This is a genomic window from Klebsiella sp. BIGb0132, from assembly GCF_024810075.1.
GTDB lineage: Bacteria > Pseudomonadota > Gammaproteobacteria > Enterobacterales > Enterobacteriaceae > Klebsiella > Klebsiella terrigena.
The window spans coordinates 283,167-296,469 of the sequence record NZ_JANUDW010000007.1; the positions used below are offsets into that span (position 1 = coordinate 283,167).

Consider the following 13,303-nt stretch of genomic DNA (forward strand, 5'->3'; position numbering starts at 1 on the left):
CGCCCTGAAAAGGTGACAAGCGCGTTTCGAAGGTATATTTTGTTTTTTACCCGAGAATGGCAGGAGATAGCCGCACAATGGCTGACAAGTTTCGCATTTTGCTTTTGAATGGACCCAACCTTAACATGCTTGGTACACGCGAGCCTGAGAAGTACGGCACCCTCAAGCTTTCTGAGATTGTTAACCGTCTGCAATCAGAAGCTGCGGCTCTGAACGTGGCGCTGGATCACCTGCAATCAAACGCGGAGTACGCGTTAATCGACCGAATTCATCAGGCTAAAGACGCTGTCGACTATATCCTGATTAATCCGGCCGCGTTTACGCACACCAGCGTGGCAATCCGCGACGCGCTACTTGCGGTGAGTATCCCGTTTATCGAGATCCACCTGAGCAACGTGCATGCCCGCGAACCATTCCGTCATCACTCTTATCTGTCGGATATCGCCGCAGGCGTTATCTGTGGATTGGGGGCGGACGGTTATTCATACGCTTTACAGACGGCGGTAAAACGCCTGTCACAATCACACTAAACAAAGAGTACGGAACCCACTCATGGATATTCGTAAGATTAAAAAACTGATCGAGCTGGTCGAAGAGTCTGGCATCAACGAACTGGAAATTTCTGAAGGTGAAGAGTCTGTGCGCATCAGCCGCTCGGCTCCGAACACCGGCTATCCAGTGATGCAGCAGGCTTATGCCGCTCCGATGATGCAGGCACAGGCACCTGTTGCCGCAGCACCGGCAGAAGCTCCGGCGAAAGCGGAAATCAGTGGTCACATCGTACGTTCCCCGATGGTCGGTACTTTCTACCGCACCCCGAGCCCGGACGCTAAAGCGTTTGTGGAAATCGGCCAGAAAGTCAACGTGGGCGACACTCTGTGCATCGTCGAAGCAATGAAAATGATGAACCAGATCGAAGCCGACAAAGCCGGCGTGGTGAAAGCCATTCTGATCGAAAGCGGCCAACCGGTAGAATTTGACGAGCCGCTGGTAGTCATCGAGTAACGAGGCGAACATGCTGGATAAAATTGTTATCGCCAACCGTGGCGAGATTGCACTGCGTATCCTGCGTGCCTGTAAAGAACTGGGCATCAAGACCGTTGCTGTACACTCCACTGCGGATCGCGATTTAAAACACGTATTGTTAGCGGATGAGACGGTCTGTATTGGCCCGGCTCCGTCCATTAAGAGCTACCTGAATATCCCGGCGATCATCAGCGCGGCTGAAATCACCGGCGCGGTGGCGATTCACCCGGGCTATGGCTTCCTCTCGGAAAACGCCAACTTTGCTGAGCAGGTTGAACGTTCCGGCTTTATCTTTATCGGCCCGAAGGCTGATACTATTCGTCTGATGGGCGACAAAGTGTCGGCGATTACCGCCATGAAGAAAGCCGGCGTACCGACCGTTCCTGGCTCCGATGGCCCGCTGGGCGACGACATGGACGCTAACCGCGCCCATGCGAAACGCATCGGCTACCCGGTTATCATCAAAGCCTCCGGCGGCGGCGGCGGTCGCGGCATGCGCGTTGTGCGCAGCGATGCCGAGCTGGCGCAGTCCATCTCCATGACCAAAGCTGAAGCGAAAGCCGCTTTCAGCAACGACATGGTGTATATGGAGAAATACCTGGAAAATCCTCGTCATATCGAGATCCAGGTACTGGCTGATGGCCAGGGTAACGCTATCTATCTGGCTGAGCGCGACTGCTCCATGCAGCGTCGTCACCAGAAAGTTGTCGAAGAAGCGCCGGCGCCGGGTATTACTCCGGAACTGCGTCGCTACATCGGCGAGCGCTGCTCCAAGGCCTGCGTCGATATCGGCTATCGCGGGGCGGGTACCTTTGAGTTCCTGTTCGAAAACGGCGAGTTCTACTTCATTGAAATGAACACCCGTATTCAGGTTGAACACCCGGTAACAGAAATGATCACCGGCGTTGACCTGATTAAAGAGCAGCTGCGGATTGCCGCAGGCCAGCCGCTGTCCATCAAGCAGGAAGAAGTTCAGGTGCGTGGCCATGCGGTTGAATGCCGTATTAACGCCGAAGACCCGAATACCTTCCTGCCGAGCCCGGGTAAAATTACCCGCTTCCACGCGCCGGGCGGTTTTGGCGTTCGCTGGGAGTCTCATATCTACGCCGGCTACACCGTGCCGCCGTACTATGACTCAATGATCGGCAAGCTTATCTGCTACGGCGAAAACCGTGATGTGGCCATTTCACGCATGAAAAATGCGCTGCAGGAGCTGATCATCGACGGCATCAAAACTAACGTCGATCTGCAGATTCGCATCATGAATGACGAGCACTTCCAGCATGGTGGTACCAATATCCACTATCTGGAGAAAAAGCTCGGTATGCAGGAAAAATAATCCTGCATCGCTGCAAAAGGCCGGATAATCCGGCCTTTTTTCTTTTTCTCTCCCCTCATCTTTTCCATGCGGTACAATCCCCGCTTTCTTCATCCTCCTGGGACTAAAAAATGGACAATCGGTTTGTTCAGGCCCACAAAGAAGCGCGCTGGGCGCTGTGGCTGACCCTTCTCTATCTTGCCGCCTGGCTGGCTGCTGCCTATCTCCCGGACAGCGCAATCGGCATAACCGGGCTGCCGCACTGGTTCGAAATGGCCTGCCTGCTGGTGCCTCTGATATTTATCCTGCTGTGCTGGGCGATGGTGCGTTTCGTATTCCGCGACATTCCTCTGGAGGATAGCGATGCAGCTTGAAATCATCGTCATCCTGATTGCCTATCTGTTCGTGGTCTTCGGCCTGTCGCTTTACGCCATGCGCAAACGCAGCAGCGGCAGTTTTCTCAGCGAGTATTTCCTCGGCAGCCGTTCCATGGGCGGCTTCGTGCTGGCCATGACGCTCACCGCCACCTACATCAGCGCCAGCTCGTTTATCGGCGGGCCCGGGGCTGCCTATAAGTACGGACTCGGCTGGGTGCTGCTGGCGATGATCCAGGTGCCGACGATCTGGCTTTCGCTGGGGATCCTCGGTAAAAAATTCGCCATTCTGGCGCGACGCTATAACGCCATCACCCTCAACGACATGCTGCAGGCCCGCTATCAAAGCCGCGCCGTCGTCTGGATCGCCAGCATCAGCCTGCTGGTTGCCTTCGTCGGGGCGATCGCCGTGCAGTTTATCGGCGGCGCGCGCCTGCTGGAGACTGCGGCGGGAATCAAATATGAAAACGGCCTGCTGATCTTCGGGATCACCATTGCCCTGTACACCGCGTTCGGCGGTTTTCGCGCCAGCGTGCTCAATGACACCATGCAGGGTATGGTCATGCTGATCGGCACTATCGTGCTGCTGGTCGGGGTTGTCCACGCTGCGGGCGGTCTGCATCACGCGGTTGATACCTTACAGAAGATAGATCCGCAGCTGGTATCGCCGCACGGCGTAGACGGCATTCTAACCCCGACCTTTATGACCTCGTTTTGGGTGCTGGTCTGCTTCGGCGTTATCGGCCTGCCGCATACCGCCGTACGCTGCATTTCTTATAAAGACAGCAAAGCCGTTCACCGGGGGATCATCATCGGTACCGTGGTCGTCGCGCTGCTGATGTTTGGCATGCACCTCGCGGGTGCGCTGGGTCGCGCGGTTCTGCCGCACCTCACCGTTCCCGATCAGGTGATCCCAACGCTGATGGTTCAGGTGCTGCCACCGTGGGCCGCGGGCCTGTTCCTGGCGGCGCCAATGGCGGCGATCATGTCGAACGTTAACGCCCACTTATTGCAGGCATCGGCTACGATCATTAAAGATCTTTGGCTCAGCGCTCAGCCTGCCAAAAAGCATAATGAGCAAAAGCTGAAGAGGATCTCCACCGCCACTACCCTGGTCATTGGGATCCTGATGATGCTGGCAGCCTGGCGGCCGCCCGAGATGATCATCTGGCTCAACCTGCTGGCCTTCGGCGGCCTGGAAGCGGTGTTCTTATGGCCGCTGGTGATGGGCCTGTACTGGGAGCGCGCTAACGCTACCGGCGCCCTCAGCGCCATGATCGTTGGCGGCGTGCTGTACGCCGTGCTGGCGACATTCAATATTCAGTACCTGGGCTTTCATCCGATTGTGCCCTCGCTGCTGTTAAGCTTGCTGGCTTTTGTGATTGGCAACCGTTTCGGTCAGCCCGTCCCACCAGCCCCTATTATGACTACTGATAAATAAAGAGTTTTGCTATGCCATGGATCCAACTGAAACTAAACACCACCGGCGCACACGCTGAAGATTTAAGCGATGCGCTGATGGAGGTCGGTGCCGTCTCTATCACCTTCCAGGATACCCACGATACGCCGGTATTCGAACCGCTGCCGGGGGAAACCCGCCTGTGGGGCGACACCGACGTGACCGGCCTGTTCGACGCAGAGAGCGACATGAACGAAGTCGTTGCCATTCTTGAGCAGCATCCTCTTCTGGGCGCCGGCTTCGCGCACAAAATCGAGCAGCTGGAAGACAAAGACTGGGAGCGCGAATGGATGGATAACTTCCACCCGATGCGCTTCGGCGAGCGGCTGTGGATTTGCCCAAGCTGGCGCGAAGTGCCGGATGCCAACGCGGTGAACGTGATGCTCGATCCGGGCCTCGCCTTCGGTACCGGTACCCACCCGACGACCTCCCTGTGCCTGCAGTGGCTCGATGGGCTGGATCTGGCGGGTAAAACGATTATTGATTTCGGCTGCGGTTCCGGCATCCTGGCGATTGCTGCCCTGAAGCTCGGCGCGGCGAAGGCCATCGGTATTGATATCGATCCGCAGGCGATTCAGGCCAGCCGTGATAACGCCGAGCGTAACGGCGTCTCGGATCGTCTGGAGCTCTATTTACCCCAGGATCAGCCAGAGGCTCTCAGCGCCGACGTCGTGGTCGCCAACATTCTGGCCGGCCCGTTACGCGAGCTGGCTCCGTTAATCAGCGTCCTGCCCGTTGCAGGCGGTCTGCTGGGCCTCTCCGGGATCCTTGCCAGCCAGGCTGACGGCGTCTGTGAAGCCTACGCCGACCGCTTTAATCTCGACCCGGTGGTTGAAAAAGAAGAGTGGTGCCGGATTACCGGCCAGCGCAAATAATAGCGTAAATGCGGCCTGCGGGCCGCATTTTTGTTTCCAGTAGCGGCCAAATGACGTCAAGAAATGGGAGCCAGATCGCATTACGAAGCGATTTTTTGGCTACAAAAACAGCGTTTTATGCCGCCAATGACCCCATTTTTCTAAGAAAAATAGATAAGTTTTACGATTTTATAATTGGACACAAATTATCCATTACGCATTAACGCAATGATTAATAGGATAATTTATCCATTGCATTTTCGTTACCCCTGGATTCATTGATCTGTGACAGGGGATTGCTCAAAGTTTGGCCTTTCATCTCGTGCAAAAAATGCGTAATATACGCCGCCTTGCAGTCACAGTATGGTCATTTCTTAACTCATGCGCATCGGACACTACCAGCTTAGAAATCGCCTGATCGCAGCACCTATGGCTGGCATTACTGACAGACCATTCAGGACGCTGTGCTATGAGATGGGAGCAGGTTTAACCGTTTCCGAGATGATGTCCTCCAACCCTCAGGTTTGGGAGAGCGACAAGTCCCGTTTACGGATGGTGCACGTTGATGAGCCCGGTATTCGTACCGTGCAAATCGCCGGTAGCGTACCGGAAGAGATGGCCGCAGCCGCCCGTATTAACGTGGAAAGCGGTGCCCAAATTATTGATATTAATATGGGGTGCCCGGCGAAAAAGGTGAATCGCAAGCTCGCAGGTTCAGCCCTCTTGCAGCATCCCGAGCAGGTGAAGTTAATCCTGACGGCGGTCGTCAAGGCAGTGGACGTTCCCGTGACACTCAAGATTCGCACCGGTTGGGAGCCGGAACACCGTAACTGTGTAGAAATTGCCCAACTGGCTGAAGAGTGTGGCATTCAGGCTCTGACTATTCACGGACGCACGCGCGCCTGTTTGTTTAACGGAGACGCTGAATACGACAGTATTCGGGCAGTTAAGCAGAAAGTTTCCATTCCGATTATCGCGAATGGTGACATTACTGACCCGCTTAAAGCCAGAGCTGTGCTCGACTATACGGGGGCTGATGCCCTTATGATAGGCCGCGCAGCTCAGGGAAGACCCTGGATCTTTCGGGAAATCCAGCATTATCTGGACACTGGAGAGCTGCTGCCCCCCCTGCCGTTGGCAGAGGTTAAGCGCTTGCTTTGCGCTCACGTTCGGGAATTGCATGACTTTTACGGTCAGGCAAAAGGGTACCGAATTGCGCGTAAACACGTTTCCTGGTATCTCCAGGAGCACGCTCCAAATGACCAGTTTCGGCGCACATTCAACGCCATAGAGGATGCCAGCGATCAGCTGGAGGCGTTGGAGGCATACTTCGAAAATTTTGCGTAAACAGAAATAAAGAGCTGACAGAACTATGTTCGAACAACGCGTAAATTCTGACGTACTGACCGTTTCTACCGTTAACTCTCAGGATCAGGTAACTCAAAAGCCCCTGCGTGACTCGGTTAAACAGGCACTGAAGAACTATTTTGCTCAACTGAACGGTCAGGACGTTAGTGACCTGTATGAGCTGGTACTGGCTGAAGTAGAACAGCCCCTGTTGGACATGGTGATGCAATACACCCGCGGTAACCAGACCCGTGCTGCCCTGATGATGGGCATCAACCGCGGTACGCTGCGTAAAAAATTGAAGAAATACGGCATGAACTGATACTAGTCAGTTAATTGCTTGAATAAAAGGCGCTCTTCGGCATGGGGAAGCGCCTTTTTACTGCCTCGCGTTTACCTCCTTCCCGCAGCAGACTACTGACCCCTCTGAGCTAGCTCGCCGTCCGACGACTCGGTACGCAGAGCATCGACATAATATTATCCACCAGCAGCGGCGCCTGCTGATAGAGATCGAATCGCTGCGGCGCCATCAGCCAGTTTTTAATAATACCGCTAAAGGTTCCGTGTAATATAATTAACGTTATTTCAATATTTGTTTCCGCAGGTAATAAACGGTTACGGATACACTCAGCTAAAATCTCGCGAATAGTGGGATAGCTAAAACCAATTTTTTGCCGAATATCCTGTTCAGGCGTCATGTCGCAGGAAAACTCGCATTTATGATAGAGAATCTGCATCAGGTCGCGCTGCCGCGGGTCCTCGGCAATATACTGCAGGCCGCGGATAAATTTATCTCTTAAATGATGCAGAAGATCGCTTGCGGATATTTGTGACGTCGGCAGAGGAAGAAGCTCTCGCAGCGGGAGCTGCTGCTGCCACATTTCATTAAACAGCTGTGACTTGCTCGAGAAGTGCCAGTATATTGCTCCGCGGGTTACGCCGGCGGCATCGGCGATGTCCGTAAGCGTCGTGTTCGTCACCCCGCGCAGCGCAAACTGCTGGATGGCTGCGTCAATCAGCAGCTGGCGCGTGCGTAGCGCCTCTTCTTTTGTTTTTCTGACCATACATTGCTTCACCTGCTGCCGAACAGCGGAATAGTGGGAGTATTGAGAAGGGATTAAATCTAGCATTCTCTGAGTAATATTATTTAGCAAAAATGGAGATATTTCCCACTGAGATATCACGCCTAACCAATACATATAAAGAATGAATAAATAATAATACATTCACTTGGCAAATGTTATTAAGCTTGTTGTTAATAATAAGGTCATTCTTAAAAGATAAATTCGCACTTTTTTGTTTTTGCGTGCCCTGACGTCACTCCAAAAATAACTATTCCTTACATCCCCCGATGTTTATTTGTAGGATACCGGTCTGCTTTTTTATTCTCTATTTCTTTCACAGGTGCGTAGCCGCACAGGGTGCGAAATCTATAAGGAACGGTAATGACGAGTCACGCCAGGGTTACACTTTTATCCAGCCTAATTATCTCAGCGCTCCTGCTCGCCGGCTGTGATAATTCAAACAGCGGGCAGCCGCCGGCACAAATACCGCAGGTCACCGTCCACGTTGTCAGCAGCGAACCGCTATCCGTCACCACGGAGCTGCCGGGCCGCACGTCGGCATTTCGCGTCGCGGAGGTTCGTCCTCAGGTCAGCGGGATCGTCCTGCAACGCAGCTTTATTGAGGGGAGCGACGTAAAGGTGGGGCAGCCGCTCTATCAAATTGACCCGGCGACCTATCAGGCCGCCTACAGCAGCGCGAAGGGTGATGAGGCTAAAGCCGTCGCGGCAGCCACCATCGCGCACCTCACGGTTAAGCGCTACCTTCCTCTTCTCGGGACGCAGTACATCAGCCGCCAGGAGTACGATCAGGCGCTGGCAACGGCCAGCCAGGCCGATGCCGACGTGATGGCGGCAAAAGCGGCGGTCGAAAGCGCGCGCATTAATCTTGCCTATACCAAAGTCACCTCGCCTATCGTCGGACGTATCGGTAAATCCAGCGTCACCGAGGGCGCTCTGGTCACCAACGGCCAGGCCGCAGCGATGGCCACAGTCCAGCAGCTTGACCCCATTTACGTCGACGTCACTGAATCCAGCAGCGATTTTATGCACCTCAAGCAGCAGAGCCTGCAGCGCGGCAGCGATACGCAGAACGTTCAGCTGGTCATGGAAAATGGCCAGCTTTACCCGCTCAAGGGCTCTTTGCAATTCTCCGACGTGACGGTAGATGAAAGCACTGGCTCCATCACCCTGCGCGCCATCTTCCCAAACCCTCAGCACAGCCTGCTGCCGGGGATGTTCGTCCGCGCCCGCATCGATGAAGGCGTGGATCCGCAGGCGATTCTGGTGCCGCAGCAGGGGGTAACCCGCACCCCGCGCGGTGATGCCACCGTCATGCTGGTCAACGACCACGGCCAGGTTGAAACCCGCGACGTTATTGCATCCCAGGCAATCGGCGATCGTTGGTTGATAACCCGCGGCCTGCAAAGCGGTGACAAAGTTGTCGTCAGCGGCCTGCAGAAGGTTCACCCGGGTACGACGGTGAAGGCCACAGAGGATACCGCGGCGCCCGTCGCACAATAAGGTATGAATCACTATGTCTAAGTTTTTTATCCATCGCCCGGTATTCGCCTGGGTACTGGCGATCATCATGATGATCGCCGGCGGCCTCGCGATTATGCAGCTGCCCGTTGCGCAGTATCCGACGATTGCTCCTCCGGCCGTTGCCGTATCCGCCACCTATCCCGGCGCCGATGCCCAGACCGTACAGGATACCGTGACGCAGGTTATCGAACAGAACATGAACGGTATCGACAACCTGATGTATATGTCCTCCACCAGTGACTCTGCGGGCGGCGTCACCATCACGCTGACCTTTCGGTCAGGTACCGATCCGGATATTGCCCAGGTCCAGGTACAAAACAAACTACAGCTTGCTACGCCGCTGCTGCCGCAGGAGGTGCAACAGCAGGGGATAAGCGTCGAGAAATCCAGCAGCAGCTTCCTGCTGGTTGCAGGCTTCATTTCCGATGATCCCCATACCGCTCAGGACGATATCTCTGACTACGTTGCCTCAAACGTCAAGGATTCGATTAGCCGTCTCAATGGCGTTGGCGATGTGCAGCTGTTTGGCGCCCAGTACGCGATGCGCGTGTGGCTTGATAGCAATCTGCTGAATAAATATAACCTGACGCCGGTCGACGTCATCAACCAGCTGCAGGTGCAAAACGATCAGATTGCCGCCGGCCAGCTTGGAGGAACGCCGGCGGTGGCGGGCCAGCAGCTGAACGCCTCGATCATCGCGCAAACCCGCCTGAAGGATCCGCAAGAGTTTGGCAAGGTGACGCTGCGGGTGAACGCCGACGGTTCGGTGGTCCATCTGAAAGACGTCGCGCGTATCGAGCTGGGCGGCGAAAACTACAACGTGGTGGCAAAAATTAACGGTAAGCCGGCTTCCGGCCTCGGGATTAAGCTCGCAACCGGCGCCAATGCCCTTGATACCGCAGCGGCGATTAAGGCAAAGCTTGCCGAGCTGCAGCCCTATTTCCCGCAGGGGATGAAGGTTGTCTATCCGTACGACACCACCCCGTTTGTGAAAATATCGATTCATGAGGTGGTCAAAACGCTGTTTGAAGCCATCGTCCTCGTGTTCCTCGTGATGTATCTGTTCCTGCAGAATATCCGCGCAACGCTCATTCCCACCATCGCAGTCCCGGTTGTTTTACTCGGGACCTTTGCGGTGCTTTCCGCATTCGGCTACTCCATTAATACCCTGACGATGTTCGGAATGGTGCTGGCGATAGGGCTGCTGGTAGATGACGCTATCGTGGTAGTGGAAAACGTCGAGCGCGTGATGGTGGAAGAGAGGCTTTCTCCGAAGGAAGCGACCGAAAAGTCCATGTCGCAAATTCAGGGCGCCCTCGTTGGCATCGCGATGGTGCTGTCAGCGGTGTTTGTACCCATGGCCTTCTTTGGCGGCTCCACGGGCGCCATTTATCGTCAGTTCTCTATCACCATCGTCTCGGCCATGGCGCTCTCCGTGCTGGTTGCGCTGATCCTGACGCCGGCGCTGTGTGCCACCTTGCTAAAGCCTTCTTCCGCCAACCATGATGAAAAGAAAGGCTTTTTCGGTTGGTTCAACGCCAGGTTCGACAGCAGCGTTAACCACTACACCAACAGCGTCAGCAGGATCCTCCGCTGTACCGGACGCTACCTGGCTATCTATTTGCTCATCGTCGTGGGGATGGCCGTGCTCTTTATGCGTCTGCCAACCTCCTTCCTGCCGGATGAAGATCAGGGCGTGTTTATGACCATGCTCCAGCTGCCTTCCGGCGCTACGCAGGAGCGAACGCAGAAAGTGCTGGATACCGTTACCGACTACTATCTGCATAATGAAAAGGCCAACGTCGAGAGCGTCTTTACCGTCAACGGCTTTAGCTTCAGCGGTCAGGGGCAAAACTCCGGCATGGCCTTCGTCAGCCTTAAACCGTGGGAACAACGCAGCGGGGCAGAGAACGGCGTGGAGGCGATTATCAAACGAGCCACCGTCGCCTTCAGCCAGATTAAGGACGCCATGGTCTTCCCGTTCAATCTACCGGCCATTATCGAACTCGGTACCGCAACGGGTTTTGACTTCGAACTTGTCGATCAGGGCAACCTCGGCCATAGCGCACTAACCCAGGCGCGTAATCAGCTGCTGGGCATGGTCAGGCAGCATCCGGACCAGCTGGTGCGCGTGCGGCCAAACGGGCTTGAGGATACGCCGCAGTTTAAGCTCGACGTAGATCAGGAGAAGGCCCAGGCGCTCGGGATTTCATTAGCGGATATCAACGAAACGATTTCTGCCGCCCTCGGCGGGTACTACGTTAACGATTTCATCGACCATGGTCGGGTGAAAAAGGTTTACGTTCAGGCTGATGCGCATTTCCGTATGCTGCCGAATGATATCAATAATATGTATGTCCGCAGCGCCAACGGTGAAATGGTGCCGTTCTCGTCGTTCGTCACGTCGCGCTGGGTCTATGGCTCTCCGCGACTTGAGCGTTACAACGGCTTGCCTTCGATGGAAATTCTCGGCGAGGCCGCGCCGGGTAAAAGTACCGGGGACGCAATGATCCTGATGGAACAGTTGGCCAATAAGCTGCCAACCGGTATCGGCTACGACTGGACGGGAATGTCCTATCAGGAACGGCTCTCCGGCAACCAGGCGCCTGCGCTCTACGCCATCTCCCTGATTGTTGTCTTCCTGTGCCTCGCCGCGCTCTATGAGAGCTGGTCAATTCCCTTCTCGGTGATGCTGGTCGTGCCCTTAGGGGTTGTTGGCGCGTTGCTGGCGGCATCGCTTCGCGGGCTCAATAATGATGTCTATTTCCAGGTCGGCTTATTAACCACGATTGGCCTATCGGCAAAAAATGCCATTCTGATCGTCGAGTTTGCTAAAGATCTTATGGATAAAGAAGGTAAAGGAATTATCGAGGCAACGCTCGAGGCATCGCGTATGCGCCTGCGTCCGATCCTCATGACATCATTAGCCTTTATTCTCGGAGTGCTGCCTTTAGTTATTAGCCATGGTGCCGGAAGCGGGGCGCAAAATGCGGTGGGCACCGGCGTAATGGGCGGGATGTTAACCGCTACGCTGCTGGCAATCTTCTTCGTGCCGGTATTCTTCGTGGTGGTAAGGGGCCGCTTTACCCGACGCGGGAAGTAGCTCATCTCCTCCTCAAAGGCGCCATGCTGGCGCCTTTTTTATTATCATCATTCATATTAATCAACTGGTTAGATTAAATTCACTATATTCCATAATGATAAGATCGGCAGCCCCTGGCTTTATTTCACTATTTTGTTCTACATCTTTTCTACGCAATTCCCCGCTTATCTCCATGATATTTACGTAGCTCATAAATTGAGATAATTTCCTCTATCAGGCCTCTGTTTCAGCGATGGTAAAATAGGCTATTCCGTCGTGTATCTCACCCGATGCAGTAAAACGGACTATTCAGAGGTAATATCATGAAGAAATTTATTTTAGTGACGCTGCTGGCAACTTTACTCGCCGGCTGCGCGCATGACTCTCCCTGCGTGCCGGTCTACGATTCTGAAGGCAGGCTAGTTCATACCAACACCTGCATGAAAGGCACAACTCAGGATAACTGGGAAACGGCTGGGGCAATTGCCGGCGGCGCGGCGGCAGTGGCTGGATTAACGCTGGGAATTGTAGCACTGACCCGTTAATCATTACCGTTCCACTGGATTGGGTTTACTCTCCAGTGAGAGAACGGATATAAAAACGGATATAAATAAGGGCCGGGTCGCGAGACCGGGCCCTTTTTTCGTGGACGACAGGGTATAAAAACCGCGCTATGAGCGTAGAAATACGCCGCTCGCCGGTATTCCAGGCCGTTCTACAGCAGATTATGCCGCCGTTTATCGGTAAGCTGCGTCATTAAATAGCAGACAAGCAAAAAGGCCCAGTCTTTCGACTGGGCCTTCTGCTTTATTTGATGCCTGGCAATTCCCTACTCTCACATGGGGAGACCCCACACTACCATCGGCGCTACGGCGTTTCACTTCTGAGTTCGGCATGGGGTCAGGTGGGACCACCGCGCTCTTGTCGCCAGGCAAATTCTTTAAAATACTGTTTTCTAACTTAAAAACTGGTGCTGATACCCAGAGTCGAACTGGGGACCTCACCCTTACCAAGGGTGCGCTCTACCAACTGAGCCATATCAGCACGCTTAATTTGGTACCGGGCATAATTTTCGGGCCGTTGCTTCGCAACGTTCAAAAGCATTTGCTTTTGTTCTGCTACTCTGTCGAATAGCAAAACTACCTCGAAAGTCAGTGCCATACTGCTAATTTGATGCCTGGCAGTTCCCTACTCTCACATGGGGAGACCCCACACTACCATCGGCGCTACGGCGTTT

At 54.4% G+C, this 13,303-nt stretch carries 12 protein-coding genes, 1 tRNA gene and 1 rRNA gene; 11 read left to right on the forward strand and 3 right to left on the reverse strand.

Going from position 1 to position 13,303, the window contains the following annotated elements; translation table 11 throughout:
* Positions 1–77 precede the first annotated feature (77 nt).
* From aroQ to fis, 8 genes are all read left to right on the forward strand, one after another.
* On the forward strand, positions 78–530 hold the full coding sequence (gene aroQ / locus M2416_RS19605; RefSeq protein WP_076946533.1) for a type II 3-dehydroquinate dehydratase: 453 nt from the start codon (positions 78–80) through the stop codon (positions 528–530).
* Positions 531–552: 22 nt separating this feature from the next.
* Positions 553–1,005 carry an acetyl-CoA carboxylase biotin carboxyl carrier protein gene (accB, locus tag M2416_RS19610; protein WP_076946532.1) on the forward strand — a complete coding sequence of 151 codons (453 nt, stop codon included), beginning with the start codon at positions 553–555 and terminating at the stop codon, positions 1,003–1,005.
* Positions 1,006–1,015: 10 nt separating this feature from the next.
* Positions 1,016–2,365, forward strand: coding sequence for an acetyl-CoA carboxylase biotin carboxylase subunit (accC, locus tag M2416_RS19615; protein ID WP_041147467.1), 1,350 nt, complete (start codon positions 1,016–1,018; stop codon positions 2,363–2,365).
* Between the two features lie 110 nt (positions 2,366–2,475).
* A complete protein-coding gene (locus M2416_RS19620) occupies positions 2,476–2,718 on the forward strand; it encodes a YhdT family protein (RefSeq protein WP_041147468.1) in 243 nt (80 codons plus the stop codon).
* The gene (gene panF, locus M2416_RS19625; RefSeq protein WP_076946530.1) at positions 2,708–4,159 is read left to right on the forward strand and encodes a sodium/pantothenate symporter; all 1,452 of its coding nucleotides are present in this window, start codon (positions 2,708–2,710) and stop codon (positions 4,157–4,159) included. The genes M2416_RS19620 and panF overlap by 11 nt, the downstream gene beginning before the upstream one ends.
* Before the next feature lie 11 nt (positions 4,160–4,170).
* On the forward strand, positions 4,171–5,052 hold the full coding sequence (gene prmA, locus M2416_RS19630) for a 50S ribosomal protein L11 methyltransferase (RefSeq protein ID WP_259226354.1): 882 nt from the start codon (positions 4,171–4,173) through the stop codon (positions 5,050–5,052).
* A gap of 360 nt (positions 5,053–5,412) precedes the next feature.
* Positions 5,413–6,378, forward strand: coding sequence for a tRNA dihydrouridine synthase DusB (gene dusB / locus M2416_RS19635; RefSeq protein ID WP_041147471.1), 966 nt, complete (start codon positions 5,413–5,415; stop codon positions 6,376–6,378).
* 25 nt (positions 6,379–6,403) lie between these two features.
* Positions 6,404–6,700 carry a DNA-binding transcriptional regulator Fis gene (gene fis, locus M2416_RS19640; protein ID WP_003855228.1) on the forward strand — a complete coding sequence of 99 codons (297 nt, stop codon included), beginning with the start codon at positions 6,404–6,406 and terminating at the stop codon, positions 6,698–6,700.
* A gap of 109 nt (positions 6,701–6,809) precedes the next feature.
* Here fis and envR read toward each other — a convergent pair whose 3' ends face one another.
* The gene (envR, locus tag M2416_RS19645) at positions 6,810–7,442 is read right to left on the reverse strand and encodes an acrEF/envCD operon transcriptional regulator (protein WP_259226358.1); all 633 of its coding nucleotides are present in this window, start codon (positions 7,440–7,442) and stop codon (positions 6,810–6,812) included.
* 381 nt (positions 7,443–7,823) lie between these two features.
* Here envR and M2416_RS19650 point away from each other — a divergent pair, with 381 nt between their 5' ends.
* From M2416_RS19650 to M2416_RS19660, 3 genes are all read left to right on the forward strand, one after another.
* On the forward strand, positions 7,824–8,963 hold the full coding sequence (locus M2416_RS19650) for an efflux RND transporter periplasmic adaptor subunit (RefSeq protein ID WP_076946527.1): 1,140 nt from the start codon (positions 7,824–7,826) through the stop codon (positions 8,961–8,963).
* 13 nt (positions 8,964–8,976) lie between these two features.
* On the forward strand, positions 8,977–12,087 hold the full coding sequence (locus M2416_RS19655) for an efflux RND transporter permease subunit (RefSeq protein WP_259226355.1): 3,111 nt from the start codon (positions 8,977–8,979) through the stop codon (positions 12,085–12,087).
* A gap of 302 nt (positions 12,088–12,389) precedes the next feature.
* A complete protein-coding gene (locus M2416_RS19660) occupies positions 12,390–12,611 on the forward strand; it encodes a lipoprotein (protein ID WP_041147475.1) in 222 nt (73 codons plus the stop codon).
* A 271-nt stretch (positions 12,612–12,882) separates the two neighbouring features.
* Here the strand turns inward: M2416_RS19660 and rrf are convergent.
* A 5S ribosomal RNA gene (gene rrf / locus M2416_RS19665) occupies positions 12,883–12,998 on the reverse strand.
* Positions 12,999–13,034: 36 nt separating this feature from the next.
* Positions 13,035–13,110: transfer RNA gene (locus tag M2416_RS19670), tRNA-Thr, on the reverse strand.
* Between the last annotated feature and the right edge of the window lie 193 nt (positions 13,111–13,303).

What these genes read in the sequence shown, in the direction of transcription:
- aroQ (WP_076946533.1), top strand. Translation starts at nt 78, where the DNA reads ATGGCTGACAAGTTTCGCATTTTGCTTTTGAATGGACCCAACCTTAAC.
- accB (WP_076946532.1), top strand. Translation starts at nt 553, where the DNA reads ATGGATATTCGTAAGATTAAAAAACTGATCGAGCTGGTCGAAGAGTCT.
- accC (WP_041147467.1), top strand. Translation starts at nt 1,016, where the DNA reads ATGCTGGATAAAATTGTTATCGCCAACCGTGGCGAGATTGCACTGCGT.
- M2416_RS19620 (WP_041147468.1), top strand. Translation starts at nt 2,476, where the DNA reads ATGGACAATCGGTTTGTTCAGGCCCACAAAGAAGCGCGCTGGGCGCTG.
- panF (WP_076946530.1), top strand. Translation starts at nt 2,708, where the DNA reads ATGCAGCTTGAAATCATCGTCATCCTGATTGCCTATCTGTTCGTGGTC.
- prmA (WP_259226354.1), top strand. Translation starts at nt 4,171, where the DNA reads ATGCCATGGATCCAACTGAAACTAAACACCACCGGCGCACACGCTGAA.
- dusB (WP_041147471.1), top strand. Translation starts at nt 5,413, where the DNA reads ATGCGCATCGGACACTACCAGCTTAGAAATCGCCTGATCGCAGCACCT.
- fis (WP_003855228.1), top strand. Translation starts at nt 6,404, where the DNA reads ATGTTCGAACAACGCGTAAATTCTGACGTACTGACCGTTTCTACCGTT.
- envR (WP_259226358.1), bottom strand. Translation starts at nt 7,442, where the DNA reads ATGGTCAGAAAAACAAAAGAAGAGGCGCTACGCACGCGCCAGCTGCTG.
- M2416_RS19650 (WP_076946527.1), top strand. Translation starts at nt 7,824, where the DNA reads ATGACGAGTCACGCCAGGGTTACACTTTTATCCAGCCTAATTATCTCA.
- M2416_RS19655 (WP_259226355.1), top strand. Translation starts at nt 8,977, where the DNA reads ATGTCTAAGTTTTTTATCCATCGCCCGGTATTCGCCTGGGTACTGGCG.
- M2416_RS19660 (WP_041147475.1), top strand. Translation starts at nt 12,390, where the DNA reads ATGAAGAAATTTATTTTAGTGACGCTGCTGGCAACTTTACTCGCCGGC.